This is a genomic window from Micromonospora sp. WMMD1082 (assembly GCF_029626175.1).
GTDB lineage: Bacteria > Actinomycetota > Actinomycetes > Mycobacteriales > Micromonosporaceae > Micromonospora.
In genome coordinates, this window is sequence record NZ_JARUBM010000002.1 from 6,827,702 (window position 1) to 6,842,654 (window position 14,953).

12 protein-coding genes and 1 pseudogene are annotated in these 14,953 nt (G+C 73.6%); 1 reads left to right on the top strand and 12 read right to left on the bottom strand.

The features are described 5' to 3' along the window. Window positions 1–13: 13 nt before the first annotated feature. The 8 genes from der to ald form a co-directional block, all read right to left on the bottom strand. The gene (gene der / locus O7615_RS31415) at window positions 14–1,417 is read right to left on the bottom strand and encodes a ribosome biogenesis GTPase Der (protein WP_278181423.1); all 1,404 of its coding nucleotides are present in this window, start codon (window positions 1,415–1,417) and stop codon (window positions 14–16) included. Beyond that, window positions 1,414–2,094 (bottom strand): (d)CMP kinase, encoded by a 681-nt coding sequence (gene cmk, locus O7615_RS31420; RefSeq protein WP_278181424.1) that lies wholly within the window; start codon window positions 2,092–2,094, stop codon window positions 1,414–1,416. Before cmk ends, der begins: the two co-directional genes overlap by 4 nt. A 157-nt stretch (window positions 2,095–2,251) precedes the next feature. Further along, window positions 2,252–3,022, bottom strand: coding sequence for a pseudouridine synthase (locus tag O7615_RS31425; protein WP_278181425.1), 771 nt, complete (start codon window positions 3,020–3,022; stop codon window positions 2,252–2,254). Continuing rightward, a complete protein-coding gene (gene scpB, locus O7615_RS31430; protein WP_278181426.1) occupies window positions 3,009–3,980 on the bottom strand; it encodes an SMC-Scp complex subunit ScpB in 972 nt (323 codons plus the stop codon). Before scpB ends, O7615_RS31425 begins: the two co-directional genes overlap by 14 nt. Beyond that, complete coding sequence (locus tag O7615_RS31435; protein ID WP_278182297.1) at window positions 3,977–4,963, bottom strand: segregation/condensation protein A; 987 nt, start codon at window positions 4,961–4,963, stop codon at window positions 3,977–3,979. Before O7615_RS31435 ends, scpB begins: the two co-directional genes overlap by 4 nt. 169 nt (window positions 4,964–5,132) lie before the next feature. Next, the gene (locus O7615_RS31440) at window positions 5,133–6,056 is read right to left on the bottom strand and encodes a ParA family protein (RefSeq protein WP_204000529.1); all 924 of its coding nucleotides are present in this window, start codon (window positions 6,054–6,056) and stop codon (window positions 5,133–5,135) included. Window positions 6,057–6,273: 217 nt separating this feature from the next. Further along, window positions 6,274–7,281, bottom strand: coding sequence for a tyrosine recombinase (locus O7615_RS31445; protein ID WP_278182298.1), 1,008 nt, complete (start codon window positions 7,279–7,281; stop codon window positions 6,274–6,276). Further along, window positions 7,278–8,393, bottom strand: coding sequence for an alanine dehydrogenase (gene ald / locus O7615_RS31450; protein WP_278181427.1), 1,116 nt, complete (start codon window positions 8,391–8,393; stop codon window positions 7,278–7,280). Before ald ends, O7615_RS31445 begins: the two co-directional genes overlap by 4 nt. Window positions 8,394–8,685: 292 nt before the next feature. Here ald and O7615_RS31455 point away from each other — a divergent pair, with 292 nt between their 5' ends. Next, on the top strand, window positions 8,686–8,943 hold the full coding sequence (locus O7615_RS31455; RefSeq protein WP_278181428.1) for a TM2 domain-containing protein: 258 nt from the start codon (window positions 8,686–8,688) through the stop codon (window positions 8,941–8,943). Between the two features lie 77 nt (window positions 8,944–9,020). Here O7615_RS31455 and O7615_RS31460 read toward each other — a convergent pair whose 3' ends face one another. From O7615_RS31460 to O7615_RS31475, 4 genes and pseudogenes are all read right to left on the bottom strand, one after another. Next, window positions 9,021–9,626 carry an NUDIX hydrolase gene (locus tag O7615_RS31460; protein ID WP_278181429.1) on the bottom strand — a complete coding sequence of 202 codons (606 nt, stop codon included), beginning with the start codon at window positions 9,624–9,626 and terminating at the stop codon, window positions 9,021–9,023. 114 nt (window positions 9,627–9,740) lie between these two features. After that, complete coding sequence (locus tag O7615_RS31465; RefSeq protein WP_278181430.1) at window positions 9,741–11,474, bottom strand: CTP synthase; 1,734 nt, start codon at window positions 11,472–11,474, stop codon at window positions 9,741–9,743. A gap of 203 nt (window positions 11,475–11,677) precedes the next feature. Then, window positions 11,678–13,777, bottom strand: a pseudogene (locus tag O7615_RS31470) (hypothetical protein); the annotation flags it as partial. After that, on the bottom strand, window positions 13,777–14,952 hold the full coding sequence (locus O7615_RS31475; RefSeq protein ID WP_278181431.1) for a glycosyltransferase family 4 protein: 1,176 nt from the start codon (window positions 14,950–14,952) through the stop codon (window positions 13,777–13,779). The pseudogene O7615_RS31470 and the gene O7615_RS31475, both read right to left, overlap by 1 nt. Window position 14,953: the final 1 nt, after the last annotated feature.

A 14,953-nucleotide genomic window follows, 5' to 3' on the forward strand; every position in this document is an offset into this window, starting at 1 on the left:
GCAGGGGGCAGGGTCAGCCGTGGGCCTTGCCCCGGCCGCCGGGGCCGAGCTTCTTGCGGGGGCGTACCGAGATCTCGATCGGGCTGCCCTCGAAGCCGAACTCCTCGCGCAGCTTGCGCTCGACGAAGCGCTGGTAGCCGGCGTCCAGCGGACCGGTGGTGAAGAGCACGAAGCGCGGCGGAGCGACCCCCGCCTGGGTGGCGAACAGGATCCGCGGTGCCCGACCGCCACGCACCGGGTGCGGGGTGGCCTGGACCAGAGCGGTGAGCCACGCGTTGAGCTGCGCGGTGGGGATACGGGTCTCCCAGCTGGCCAGGGCCCGGTGCAGGGAGGCGGCGAGCTTGTCGACCGCCCGGCCGGTCTTCGCCGACAGGTTCAGCCGGATCGCCCACGGGATGCGGCGCAGCTCCCGGTCGATCTCCTTGTCCAGGTAGTACCGGCGGTCGGCGTCGACCAGGTCCCACTTGTTGAAGGCGATCACCAGCGCCCGGCCCGCCTCGGTGACCATGGACAGGATCCGCTGGTCCTGCTCGCTGATCGGCTCACTGGAGTCGAGCAGCACCACCGCCACCTCGGCCGCCTCGATCGCCGAGGCGGTACGCAGGCTGGCGTAGTACTCGGTGCCGCTGGCCCGACCGACCCGCTTGCGCAGGCCGGCGGTGTCCACCAGATGCCAGGTGTCGCCGCCGATCTCGACCAGGCTGTCCACCGGGTCGACGGTGGTGCCGGCGACCGGGTCGACCACCGCCCGCTCCTCGCCGGAGAAGCGGTTCAGCAGGCTGGACTTGCCGACGTTCGGCCGGCCCACCAGGGCCACCCGGCGCGGGCCGCGCGGACGGTACTCGACCACCTTCGGCGCCTCGGGCAGCGCCGCCAGGATGGCGTCGAGCAGATCGCCGGAGCCCCGCCCGTGCAGCGCCGACACCGGGTGCGGCTCGCCGAGGCCGAGCGACCAGAGCGAGGTGGCCTCGAACTCGATGTTCGTGTTGTCGGCCTTGTTGGCAACCAGGATCACCGGCTTCGCGCTGCGGCGCAGCATCTTCACCGCCGCCTCGTCGACGTCGGTGGAGCCGACCGTCGCGTCGACCACGAACAGCACCACGTCCGCCGTGGCCACGGCGGCCTCGGCCTGCGCGGCGATCGCCGCCGCCCGGTCCTTCGCGTCCGGCTCCCAGCCGCCGGTGTCCACCACGGTGAACGCCCGCCCTGACCACTGCGCGTCGTACGGAACCCGGTCCCGGGTCACCCCGGGCACATCCTCCACGACCGCCTGGCGACGGCCGATGATCCGGTTGACCAGGGTGGACTTGCCGACGTTGGGGCGGCCCACCACCGCCACCACCGGCTGCGGTCCGGTCGGCTCCTCGGTGTCGAGGTCCGGTTCCCGCAGTTCCACCCAACCGTTGTCTTCGGTCACGCCACTGACCGCTCGGAGAGCAGCGCACGCAGGCGCCCCACGACCTCGTCGATGCCCAGCTCGGTGGTGTCCAGCACGACCGCGTCGGGTGCCTGGGCGAGCGGGTCGGCCTTGCGACTCGAGTCCAGCTGGTCGCGCCGGGCCAGGTCGGCGGCGGTGGCCGCCACGTCGGAGGCGTTCTCGGCGCTGCGGCGCGCGGCACGGGCCGCCGCCGAGGCGGTGAGGTAGACCTTCAGATCGGCGTCCGGGGCCACCACGGAACCGATGTCCCGGCCCTCGACCACGATCCGACCCGCCTTGTTGATCATGTCGCGCTGACGGGCCACCAGCAACGCACGGACCGCCGGCACGGCGGCCACGGCGGAGACGGCGGCGGTCACCTCGGGCCCACGGATGTCGGCCTCGACGTTCACCCCGTCCGCGGTCACCGCGTACCCGACGGGGTCGGTGCCGATGCGCAGGTCGACCTCGCCGGCGACCTTGGCCACCGCCTGCGCGTCGGTCAGGTCGACGCCGGAGCGCAGCACCGCCCAGGTGATCGCCCGGTACATCGCGCCCGTGTCCAGGTAGCGGGCGCCCAGGCCGGCGGCGAGCCGCCGGGAGACGGTGGACTTACCCGAACCGGACGGCCCATCCACAGCGACCACGCATCGCCCGGCCGGCACGTTTTCCTCCACCGTTGTCCTCCTCAGCCCGTACCTCACGATCCGCACTCGGCGGCGGACGCGAGCGGTTGACCACACATGTCCCATCATGCCCGGTACCGCCGCACACGGCCGGCACCACCGGGCCGCCAGGGAGCCTACCCCCAGCCGTACCCGCGACGGCGCGGCCTCAGTCGCCCACGGCCTTGAACAGGGCGGCGACCTCCGCGTTGGTCAGCCTCCGGGTGCGCCCGGCACGCAGGTCGCCCAGCCGGATCGGCCCGATGGAGGTACGCACCAGCCGGCTCACCGGGTGGCCGACCTCGCCGAGCAGCCGCCGTACGATGTGTTTGCGCCCCTCGTGCAGGGTCAGCTCCACCTGGGCGGTACGCCCCAGACTGTCCACCACCCGGAAGGCGTCGACCGTCACCGGGCCGTCCTCCAACTCCACCCCGGCCGCCAGCCGTCTGCCGAGGTTACGCGGGATCGGCCCGGACACCTCGCAGAGGTAGGTCTTCGGCACCCCGTAGGAGGGGTGCATCAGCCGGTGCGCCAGGGTGCCGTCGTTGGTGAGCAGCAGCAGGCCCTCGCTGTCCGCGTCGAGCCGCCCGACGTGGTAGACCCGCTGCTCGACCCGGTTGCCGAGGAAGTCGGCCAGCGCGGTCCGGCCCTTCTCGTCGGCCATCGTGGAGACCACCCCGCGCGGCTTGTTCATCGCCAGGTACACCAGCCGGGTGTCGGCCACCAGCCGCTCACCGTCGACGTGGATGACCGCGCCGGTCGGGTCGACCTTGTCGCCCAGCTGCGCCACCCGCCCGTCGACCGTCACCCGCCGGCGGAAGATCAGGTCTTCGCAGGCACGCCGGGAGCCGACACCGGCGGCGGCGAGCACCTTCTGCAGGCGCTCGGGGCCGGTGTAGACGGGCGCGTCCGGGGACGGGGTGCGGTTATCGCGTGGCATCGGCAAGCTCTTCTACGTCGTCGGGGAGGAACGGGGCCAGCGGCGGCAGGTCGTCGAGGCTGTTGAGGCCGAGCTTCTCCAGAAACATGGTGGTCGTCCGGTACAGGTACGCCCCGCTCTCGGTCTCGGTGCCGCACTCCTCGACCAGGCCCCGGGAGACCAGGGTACGGATCACGCCGTCGCAGTTGACGCCCCGGATGGCGGAGATCCGCGACCGGGTCACCGGCTGCTTGTACGCCACCACGGCCAGGGTCTCCAGCGCGGCCTGGGTCAGCCGTACCGACTGCCCGTCCAGGACGAACCGCTCGACGTAGGTGGCGTATTCCGGGCGGGTGTACAGACGCCAGCCGCCCGCCGCCCGGCGCAGCTCGAACCCGTGCCCGGCCGCGGCATAGCCGGCGGCGATCTCGTCCAGCATCGGGCCGACCCGCTCGGCCGGCTGCTCGATCACCTGGGCCAGGATCAACTCGCTGACCGGTTCGTCGACCACCAGCAGGATCGCCTCCAGCGCGCCGCGCAACTCCGCGTCGTCGAGCACGGGCGCCGGCTCCGGCACCCCCCGCGCCCGTCCCGCCGACCGCTTCCGTCCTCCGACTCCAGCGGCACTCTCCCCCGCCCCGTCGGTGGCTGGCTCGCCAGGGACAGCCTCGTCGGTCGCCAGCCCGTCGGAGGCCGGCCCGTCGGCGACAGCCTCGTCGGCGGCGTCGCCCTCCTGGCCCTCCGAGGACCCGCCCGGTGCGGCCACCGCATCGTCCGGTTGCCCACCCCGCTCCCCTAGCTCGGCCTCCCCACCCTCGACCGCATCGTCCGCCGGCTGCCCCGGCTCCGGGATCTTGGTACGGGACTGCCCCTCTGAGGGCACATTCGTACCAAGATCCCTGGGTTCGGGGCGTTGCCATGGAGGGATCCAGGTGGCGGCCTGGTCGGCCAGGGACTCCCGGCGGTCCTCGTTGCTCATCCGGCTCGCTCCTCCGTCGTTGCCGTACCGGCCGTGAGGTCCGGCACCGCCGTCGACTCCGGCACCGCCGTCGACTCCGGCACCGCCGTCGACTCCGGCACCGCCGTGGGGTCCGGCATCGCCGTGGGGTCTGGGACTGCCGTCGGGTCCGGCGCTGCCGCGGGGTCGGTGGGGGTGCCGGCGTACTCGTCGATGGTCAGGGTCGGGCCGACGTCGGCGGGCCCTGTCCAGCGTACGGTGAGTTCCTCCAACGCCTGTTCCTGGACGAAGGCGACCACGCCCTGCCGGTACAGCTCCAGCAGGGCGAGGAACCGGGCGACGACCTCCAGGGTGGCCTCGCACTCGGCGCAGAGCAGCGAGAAGCTGGCGGTGCCGGCCCGGCGGAGCCGCTCGGCGATGATCTCGGCGTGTTCCCGGACGCTGACCCGGACCATGTGCACGTGGGCGATCGAAACCTCGGGCACCGGCTTCGGGGTCATCGCCCGGACCGCCAGCTGGAGCAGCCGCTGCGGGCCGATGCCGAGCACCAGATCGGGCAGCGCCTCGGCGTAGCGAGGTTCCAGGGTGACCGCCCGAGGGTAGCGGCGCCCGCCGACCTCCTCCAGCGCGCCGATGTGCGCCGCCGCCTCCTTGTACGCCTTGTACTGCAACAGCCGGGCGAAGAGCAGGTCCCGCGCCTCCAGCAGGGCGAGGTCCTCCGGGTCCTCCACCTCGGCGGCGGGCAGCAGTCGGGCCGCCTTCAGGTCGAGCAGGGTGGCGGCGACCAGCAGGAACTCGCTCGCCTCGTCCAGGTCCCAGCTGTCACCCATCGCCCGGATGTAGGCGATGAACTCGTCGGTCACCCGGTGCAGGGCGACCTCGGTGACGTCGAGCTTGTGCTTGCCGATCAGTTGCAGCAGCAGATCGAACGGCCCGGTGAAGTTGGCCAGCCGCACGGTGAACCGACCAGTATCCGCCGGCGCCGCACCGACCGCCGGCTCCACACCATCGGCCGGCGTCGCACCGACCACCGGCTCGGCACCATCCGGAGGGGTCGGCACGCGTGCGTCAGCCGCCACGGGCGGTGCTTCCGCCGTGGCGGCCGGGTCGAGGGGCGGGGCGCTCACGCCGACGACGGTAGTCCACGACCCAGACACCCGCGTCCAGCGCCTCCTACCGCTCCGCCTGCGCGGCAATCACCTCGCGGGCCAGCTGACGGTAGTTGCGGGCGCCGGAGGAGGCCGGGTCGAGCGTGGTGATCGGTGAGCCGGCCACGGTGGACTCGGGGAACTTCACGGTCTTGGTGATCACCGTCTGGTAGACCTTGTCGCCGAACGCCTCCACCACCCGCTGGAGCACCTGGCGGCAGTGCGTGGTGCGGCTGTCGTACATGGTGGCGAGGATGCCCTCGAGTTCCAGGTCGAAGTTGAGTCGCTCGCGGACCTTGTCGATGGTGTCCAGCAGCAGGGCGACCCCGCGCAGGCTGAAGAACTCGCACTCCAGCGGGATGAGCACACCGTGCGCGACGGTCAACGCGTTGATGGCCAGCAGGCCGAGCGACGGCTGGCAGTCGATCAGGACGTAGTCGTACTCCTTGCGGACGCTCTTGAGCACCCGGGCCAGGGCCATCTCGCGGGCGACCTCGTTGACCAACTGGATCTCGGCCGCCGATAGATCGATGTTGGCCGGCAGCAGGTGCAGCCCGGCCACGTCGGTCTTGATCAGCACGTCCTCGGCGGTGACGTCGTCCTGCATCAGCAGGTTGTAGACCGACAGATCCAGGTTGTGCGGGTTGACCCCCAGCCCCACGGAGAGGGCGCCCTGCGGGTCGAAGTCGACCAGCAGCACCTTGCGGCCGTACTCGGCGAGCGCGGCACCGAGGTTGATGGTCGTGGTGGTCTTGCCGACCCCGCCCTTCTGGTTGGCCATCGCGATGATCCGGGCCGGACCGTGCCGGTCGGTGGGCATCGGCTCGGGGATCGGCTTGCGCATCGTGTAGGCGGCCGGGTCGGCCGGGCCCAGGTCAGAGCCGAGGGCGTTCTGCTGTTCGCGGAGCTCCGACGTCCAGGTCTCGGCACGGTCACCGTTGCCAGCCATGTCCTCGTTGCCCCCTCCCGACGACCATCCGGCGTCGGAGCCGCCCGACGTCCGTCGCGGCGCCGCTGCGCACCCCGGTCCACTCGCCGCGAGGACCGCGCCGATGCCGACTGTACGCCACGGGCCAGCAGGGCGTTCGGTACCCGCTCGGCGTGTCGGCCGCCGGCACCGGCCAGCGGCGGATCGGGTCCGCCCAGCGGGGTCGAGCACCGGCGGATCAGGCGCGGGCGCGGGGGTGCGCGGTGGCGTAGACCTCGCGCAGCCGCTCGACGGTGACCAGGGTGTAGACCTGCGTGGTGGTGACCGAGGCGTGGCCGAGCAGTTCCTGCACCACCCGGACGTCGGCGCCGCCGTCGAGCAGGTGCGTGGCGTACGAGTGGCGCAGGGTGTGCGGCGACACGGCCCGTGGCCCGTCGACGGTCAGGCCGGCCCGTTCGGCGGCACGGCGCAGGATCGTCCAGGCTCCCTGGCGGGTCAGCGGACCGCCCCGCGCGTTGAGGAAGATCGTCGGGGTGCCCCGACCGGACGCGGCCAGCCCGGGCCGGGCCCGCACCAGGTACGCGCCGAGCGCCCGCAGCGCGTACCCGCCGATCGGCACCAGGCGGATCCGCCCGCCCTTGCCGCGCAGCACCGCCGCTCCGTCGTCGAGGTCCACATCGTCCACCGCGGCGCCGACCGCCTCGGAGATGCGCGCCCCGGTGCCGTAGAGGAACTCCAGCAGGGCCCGGTCGCGCAGCGTCAACGGCGCGGTGTCTCCGGCCGCGTCCACCGGCCCGGCGGTCTCCAGCAGCCGGATCACGTCGTCGACCGGCAGCGCGCGGGGCAGCCGCCGGGGCGGGGTGGGCGGCCGCACGTCGCGGCTCGGATCCGCGCCGACCAGGCCCTCGCGCAGCGCGAACCGGTGCAGACCGCGTACCGCGCTGGCCGCGCGGGCGGCCGAGGAGACCGCCAGCGGCGGGCGCCCGTCGGCGCCGGCGCGGAGCCGGGCCAGGTGGCGTTCGATCTCGCCGGCCGAGACGGCCGACAGGTCGGCCACCCCGGCGGCGGCCAGCGAGTCGAGATAACGGTCCAGGTCCCGGCGGTACGACGCGAGGGTGTTCGCGGCCAGTCCACGTTCGACGGTGAGGTGGTCCAGGTAGCCGCGCACGGCGCGACGCAGGGCCGGCGCGGGCGGCTCGCCCGCGCCGGCCCCGTCCGCGTGCGCGGTCGGCCGGTCGCCGGTCAGGCCAGCACCTCGGCCAGCGGCAGGGTCGGCAGGCCGTGCGCCTCGGCGACCGGGCCGTAGACGACCTGACCCGCGTGGGTGTTCAGGCCCAGCGCCAGCGCCGGGTCGCGGCGCGACGCCTCGCGCCAGCCGTGGTTGGCCAGTTCCAGCGCGTACGGGAGGGTGACGTTGGTCAGCGCGTAGGTGCTGGTGTTCGGCACCGCGCCGGGCATGTTCGCCACGCAGTAGAAGATCGAGTCGTGCACCCGGTAGACGGGATCGGCGTGCGTGGTGGGCCGCGAGTCCTCGAAGCAGCCACCCTGGTCGATGGCGATGTCGACCAGGACGCTGCCGGGCTTCATCCGGGAGACCAGCTCGTTGGAGATCAGCTTGGGGGCCTTCGCGCCGGGCACCAGCACCGCGCCGATGACCAGGTCGGCGTCCAGCACCGCCCGCTCGATCTCGTACGCGTTGGAGGCGACGGTCTGCAGGTGACCCCGGTAAATGGCGTCGGCCTGCCGCAACCGGCCGACGTTCTTGTCCAGCAGCAGCACCTCGGACTGCAGGCCCAGGGCGATCGCGGCGGCGTTCATGCCGGAGACACCGGCGCCGATGACCACGGTCTTGGCCGCGTACACGCCGGAGACGCCACCGGGCAGCACGCCCCGGCCACCCCCGGTACGCATCAGGTAGAAGGCGCCGACCTGCGGGGCGAGCCGTCCGGCCACTTCGGACATCGGGGCGAGCAGCGGCAGCGACCGGTCCGGCAGTTCGACGGTCTCGTAGGCGATCCCGGTCACCCCGCGGTCGAGCAGCGCCCGGGTGCAGTCCTGGGAGGCGGCCAGGTGCAGGTAGGTGAAGAGCACCTGGCCCTGCCGCATCCGGTGGTACTCCTCGGCGACCGGCTCCTTGACCTTGAGCACCAGGTCCGCGGCGTCCCAGACCTCGTCGGCGGTGTCGAGGATCTTGGCGCCGGCGGCGGCGAACTCCTCGTCGCTGATGCTCGACCCGAGCCCGGCGCCGGCCTCGACGAAGACCTGGTGACCGCCCCGGGTGAACTCGTTGACGCCCGCGGGCGTGATCGCCACCCGGTACTCGTGGTTCTTGACCTCGCGTGGGATGCCGACCTTCACGATGCAGACACCTCTCTTCGGGGAAGGGTTCTCCCCGACTGCGCGGCGCCGCGGCGGCCCCATTGCCGCCCCGGTCAACCGGTCCCGCCGGCGGCAGTCTAGGCGCGCCCGCAGGTCACCGGAGCCTGCACTGTGACACCCGGTGGCCGTTGGCGCTGACGAAGTGTCAGGTGTGGGCGCGGGTTGCGGGTGGTCGCCACCTCAGCCGTCAGGACAGTGTTTCGGTCATCATCGTCCCACTTCGGGCATGCAGGTGCGACAGCGGCCGAGTGGATCACTATTCTGTCGCCTCATGACCACTCCTCCGCTTCCGCCCGCGGTTCCCCCGGGCTATTCTGACAAGAGCAAGGTCGTCGCGGGCGTCCTGCAGATCCTGCTGGGCGGCGTCGGTGCCGGCCGCTTCTACATGGGCCACACCAAGATCGCCGTTCTGCAGCTTGTCGTCAGTTTCTGCACCTTGGGAATCGGCGCCCTCTGGGGCCTCATCGACGGCATCCTGATCCTGGTCAACGGCGGCGTCGACGGGCAGGGCCGGCCGCTGCGCGACTGACGACCGACCGCGACTGACGACGGGACCACGCAGGGGCCGTGCGGTGCACCGCACGGCCCCTGCGTCGCGTACCCCGGTCAGCCGGGCAGCGGTGTGTCCGCCCGGCGCAGCACCGACCAGCCGGCGTCGCGGGCGCGGGCGGCGGCCAGCAGCCCGGCCACGCACGGCGCGTTGGTGATCTCACCGGCCAGCACCATGCCGACCGCCTCGTCCAGATCGATCCGGACGATCTGCAGGTCGGCCTCCTCGTCGTGCCGGTCGTGCCGCTGCTCCGGCGGCACCTCGCCGAGATCACGGGCCAGGAAGACCCGAACCAGTTCGTCGGTGAACCCGGGCGAGGTGTGCACGTCGATCAGGACGTCGAGCCGGCCGGCGGTGAGGTCGACCTCCTCGGCCAGTTCACGGGTCGCCGTAACCGACGGGTCCTCCCCGGCCACGTCGGTCAGCCCCGCCGGCAACTCCCACAACCGCCGACCGACCGGCTGGCGGTACTGGCGGATCAGCACCACCTGGCCGGCATCGTCCAGCGCCACCACCGCCACCGCGCCGACGTGCCGGACGAGGTCGCGCGCCGCGGTCCGACCGCCGGGCATGGTCACCTCCTCGGTGACCACCTCGAAGATCCGGCCGCGGTAGCGCACCTCCCGGGAGCACACCTCGTAGCGGTGCTCCACCGCGCTCACGGGAGCGTCCTTGTTCGCGACTGCGGGGCTCGCAGAACCGGCTCACTCCTCGCGCTCACGAGGCCACCCTTGCTCGCGACTGCGGGGCTCGCAGAACCGGCTCACTCCTCGCGCTCACGAGATCGCCTTCGTGGCGGCGCCGTTGCGGGTGGCCCGCGCGGCGGTGGCGGCGTCCAGTTCGACCGGAAGCTGATCGGCCTGCGAGTACGTCACCGCGGCCTGGACGAAGGCGGCGAACAGCGGATGCGGCCGGGTCGGGCGACTCTTGAGTTCCGGGTGTGCCTGGGTGGCCACGAAGAACGGGTGCAGGTCGCGGTCCAGCTCCACGAACTCGACCAGCCGACCGTCCGGCGAGGTGCCCGAGATGTGCAGCCCCGCCTTGGTGAGCTGGTCGCGGTAGGCGTTGTTCACCTCGTAGCGGTGCCGGTGCCGCTCGGTGACCTGCATGCTGCCGTACGCCTCGGCGACGAGCGAGCCCTCGGCGAGGGCCGCCGGGTACGCGCCCAGCCGCATGGTGCCGCCCAGATCGCCCTTGCCGGCGACGATGTCCTGCTGGTCGGCCAGGGTGGCGATGACCGGGTGCACGGCCTCGGCGTCGAACTCCAGCGAGTTGGCCCCGTCGAGCCCGGCCAGGTGCCGCGCCACCTCGATGGTCATGCACTGCAGCCCGAGGCAGAGCCCGAGCAGCGGGATGCCGTTCTCCCGGGCGTACCGGGCGGTGCCGATCTTGCCTTCGATGCCGCGCACGCCGAACCCGCCGGGGATCACGATGCCGTCGACGCCCGCCAGGGCCGCCGCCGCGCCCGCCGGGGTGACGCAGTCGTCGCTGGGCACCCAGCGCAGCAGCACCCGGGCGCGGTGGCCGAAGCCGGCCGCCCGGATCGCCTCACTGACCGACAGGTACGCGTCGGGCAGGTCGACGTACTTGCCGACCAGCGCGACGGTGATGGTGTGCCGGGGCTGGTGCACCCGCTCCAGCAGGTCGTCCCAGCCGTCCCAGTCCACGTCCCGGAAGGAAAGGCCGAGCCGCCGCACCACGTACGCGTCGAGGCCCTCCCGGTGCAGCACCTTCGGGATGTCGTAGATGCTGGGCGCGTCCGGTGCGGCGATCACCGCCTCGGCGTCGACGTCGCAGTAGAGGGACAGCTTGTGCTTGAGCTTGTCCGGGATGTCCCGGTCGGAGCGGCAGACGATGGCGTCGGGCTGGATGCCGATGCTGCGCAGCTGGGCCACCGAGTGCTGGGTGGGCTTCGTCTTCAGCTCCCCGGAGGGGGCGAGGTACGGCACCAGCGAGACGTGCAGGTAGAAGCAGTTGTCCCGGCCCAGGTCGTGGCGGACCTGGCGGATCGCCTCCAGGAACGGCAGCGACTCGATGTCACCGACCGTGCCGCCCACCTCGGTGATCACGACGTCCGGGGTGCGGCCGTCGTCGTCCGGGTCGGCCATGGCCATGATCCGGGACTTGATCTCGTTGGTGATGTGCGGGATCACCTGGACGGTGTCGCCCAGATACTCGCCGCGCCGCTCCTTGGCGATCACGTCGGAGTAGATCTGGCCGGTGGTGACGTTCGCCTTACCGGAGAGCGCCCGGTCCAGGAAACGCTCGTAGTGGCCGACGTCGAGGTCCGTCTCGGCGCCGTCCTCGGTCACGAAGACCTCGCCGTGCTGGAACGGGTTCATCGTGCCCGGGTCGACGTTGAGGTAGGGGTCGAGCTTCTGCATCACCACGCGAAGCCCTCGCGCGGTCAGCAGGTTGCCGAGGCTGGAGGCGGTCAGCCCCTTACCCAGCGAGGAGGCGACGCCCCCGGTGACGAATATGTGCCTGGTCGTCCGTGCTGAAGGGGCCAAGGCCTGCTCCCGTGTCGTCCGTCGCGGTCATGCAGACCGCCGAGCCGATCAGCGAAGTGATCACGCGATCCACGGGATTCCACGGTAACACCTCCTCCTCGGCAGGCCGGGGCCGCACCCGGGTACCCGTCGCCGGGTCACCCGGTCGCGGGCTCGGCCGACGGCCGTACGGCCGAATCTCCCTCGGCCGGCGCGTCCAGGCTCGGCCGGGTCCGGTCCGCCGAATGGTCGAGCACCCGCAGCGCCGACAGCGCCGCCATCGGCACCACCACCGCGGCGGCCGCGCCGGCCACGTCCAGCGCCGCGGCGCCCAGCAGGCCGCCGATCACGGCCGCCGCCGCGACGCCCGCCATCGCCGCCCGGACGGCCGGGTAGATGCCGAACAGCCGCATCAGCCCACCCCAGGGCTGTAGCAGCGCGAACCAGACGAGCGCGGCGCCGGCCAGCGCCAGCACCGTCAGCGGGCTGTTGACCAGGGTGTCGAAGCTGGCGGCGCCGGAGCGCTGCACGGTCAGCCCGCCGGTGCCCTCACCGAGCGCGGCCAGGAACCGGCCCAGGCTGCCCCGCTCGGCCGGCGACCGGCTCAGGTCCACCACCGCGAACCCGACCGTCACCGCCAGCCCGGCCACGGCCGCCCAGGCGAGCCGGGTCAGGGTCAGCCAGCCACCCGCGCTGATCGCCGCCGCGACGCTCACCCCGGCGGTCAGCGCGATCGCGCCAATCGAGTCGGCACCCAGGTAGGGGCTGCCCACCACCACCACGGCGGCGCCACCCACGATCACCATGACGATCGGCCGCCAGGCGCGGCGTACCCGCTGGGCGAGCCAGCCCCCGCTCAGCAGGGCGCCGGCGACGAAGACGCCGAGCCCGACGGTGCCGAGCCCGGCGTAGCGGCCACCCTCCAGCGCGGAGTAACCGATCACGCCGTTGAGCTGCAACCTGGCGCCGGTGACGACGTCCAAGCCGACGGCCAGCGTGGTCAGCCCGGCCACCGCACCGAGCGGGCCGAGCGTCGTGCGGTAGCCGGGGGCGAGGCGCACCAGCAGCGTCGCGGCGGCCAGCAGCGCGGCGGTCAGCCCGGCGAACGACGCGGCCGGGTGGGCGTAGCGCCACCACGGCGCGGCCTCGGCGAGCAGGGCCGCCGGCATGGCGAGGGCGGCGGCGACCAGCAGCACCTCCACCGTCGCCACCACCGGAGGTGGGACCGGCTTCGGCCCGTACGGCCCGGCGTGCCGGCGGGCCCGGCGCAGCAGTGGCAGCACCGCCACGGCGAGTGCCACCTGGACGGCGGCCAGCACCGTGAAGAAGCCGCCGGCCACCTTCTGCTGGGCGGCGGCCTCCTGGTCCGCGCCCGCGGGCTCGGCGATCGCGGCGGACAGGTCGGCCGGCCGGCCGTCGACCGACTCGGCGGGCCGGCCGAGGAACGGCCGGTCCGGCATCGGGCGGCCCAACGCGGCCAGCGCGGTCGGGGGGAGGTCGACCAGTTGCAGGTAGCCCCGACGCCCGGTGCTGGGCGAGGTCAGCCAGCCCTCCTGCCAGCCGGGACCGTCGGCGATGGCCACGTGCAGCCGGGACGGCAGGGCGGTGTCGGAGACACCGGCGACGATCACCAGCGACCGCGGGGGCCGGCCGTCGAGCACCCGGGCCAGCTGCGTGTCGACGGCGTGGGCGGCCGACGCCCGTACCGCCGGATCCTCGCCCTCGACCGCGCCGAGATCGACGATGCTGAGCACGCAGGAGCCGAGCAGTTCGGCCGGGTTGTCGGGCAGGGTCGGCGCGTACCGGTCGACCCGGCCGAACGGCCGGGCCGCGGCCACCGCCGCTCCCGGTCCGACCGCCACCGAGCAGCGCACCGACTCCGACAGCGCGCCCGGGACCGTGCCCCAGGGCAGCCGCTCCTGGTTGTGCAGGACGACGCTCTCCTGGTCCGGCAGGTTCGCGCCGATGCCGTCGGGCTGCTCCACCGTCACGCCGATTGGCGGGCACTGTCCGTCCTCGGCACCACTGCCCGTCCAGGCGGCGAAGCTGCCCGCGCCGAGCGTCAGCCAGCCGTCCATCGGGCAGGTGGGCCGCCGCGCGGAGCGCACCGACAGCGACCCGATCGAGCCGTCGCGGGCCAGCCGCCACAGCGTCGGCGTCCGCTGCGGGTCCACATCGTCCCAACGCAGCCCGGCCACGCCGACGAGGACCACATAGTCCGCGGTCTGCCGGGGCGGCGGCGTCTGCGGGCGGGCCGCGAGGGCGGTGATACCGAGCGCCACCACAACCAGGGTGAGCAGGATCGGCGCGGCCCGGCGCAGCATCACCGGCGTCCCGTCGACGGCGCGTCGGCATCCGGCGTGGCCGGGCCGGCGGGCCCGGCCGCCAGTTCGGCGTAGAGCGCGGCCAGTTGGGCGACGGTCGCCGCCTCGGTCGGCCAGGTCGCCGCCCGCGCCGCGCCGCGCCGGGCCAGCTCGGCGCGGCCGGCGTCGTCGTCGAGCAGTTCCCGCACCGCCGCGTCGACCGCGTCGACGTCGCCCGGCGGCACCAGCACCGCCGCGTCACCGACCAGGTCCGGCAGGCCACCCACCGCGGTCGCCACCAGCGGTACGCCGGCGCGCAGCGCCTCCTGCGCGAACAGCTGACGTGCCTCCCAGTCGCTGGTCACCACGGCCAGGTCCGCGCCGCTGAGCAGGTCGGCCACGTCGGTACGGTGCCCCAGCAGGGTGACCGGTGCCCGGGCGGCACTGACCCGGGCGGCCAGCGGCAGGTAGGCGGGACCGCTGCCGGCGATCACCACGGCCGGCGGCGGGTTGCGCTCCCGCCACCGGGCGGCGGCGTCCACCAGCACGTCATAGCGTTTCTGCGGGTGCAGCCGCCCCACCGAGAGGATCAGCGGCTGGTCGGCGGTGACGGCGAACTCGGCACGGACGGCGGCCCGGCGACGGCGTGGCGCGGGCAGGTCGGGGGCGGCGACCGGGGCGAGCCGGGCGTCCGTCGCACCCAGCGCGGCGGCCCGCGCGACCAGGTCGGCGGAGGCGCCGAGCGTCACCCGGGCGCCCCGGGCCACGACCCGCTCGGCCAGCCGGGACAGGCTCCCGCGCAGGCCACCGGCGAGTACCGCGTTGTGCCAGGTGACCACGAGCGGGGCGGCGGGCCGGGCCAGCACCGCCACCAGCCCGGCGCGCAGCCCGTGCGCGTGCACGACGCTGACCCGCTCGGCGGCGAGCAGCCGGCGCAGCGCCGTGACCGCCCGGGCATCGGCCGGCGTCAGGTTCGGGGGGATCTCCACCGGCTGGAACCGGGCGCCGGCGGCGACGAAGTCGAACTGGTCCTGGGTCGCGGCCGGCCCGCAGACCAGCACCGGCTCCCCGACGGCGGTCAGCCCTCGGGTCAGTGCGCGCACGTGCTGCCCGACGCCCCCGGTGCTCGACGCGAGCAGCAGCACCACCGTGCCGTGCCGCTGGGGGTTGGCCGTCGGTTCACTCCTCGCGCTCACC

Bases quoted from the DNA above. Each gene is read 5' to 3' on its own strand.
- O7615_RS31425 (WP_278181425.1), bottom strand. From the start codon at position 3,022: ATGCCACGCGATAACCGCACCCCGTCCCCGGACGCGCCCGTCTACACC.
- scpB (WP_278181426.1), bottom strand. From the start codon at position 3,980: ATGAGCAACGAGGACCGCCGGGAGTCCCTGGCCGACCAGGCCGCCACC.
- O7615_RS31440 (WP_204000529.1), bottom strand. From the start codon at position 6,056: ATGGCTGGCAACGGTGACCGTGCCGAGACCTGGACGTCGGAGCTCCGC.
- O7615_RS31455 (WP_278181428.1), top strand. From the start codon at position 8,686: ATGACCACTCCTCCGCTTCCGCCCGCGGTTCCCCCGGGCTATTCTGAC.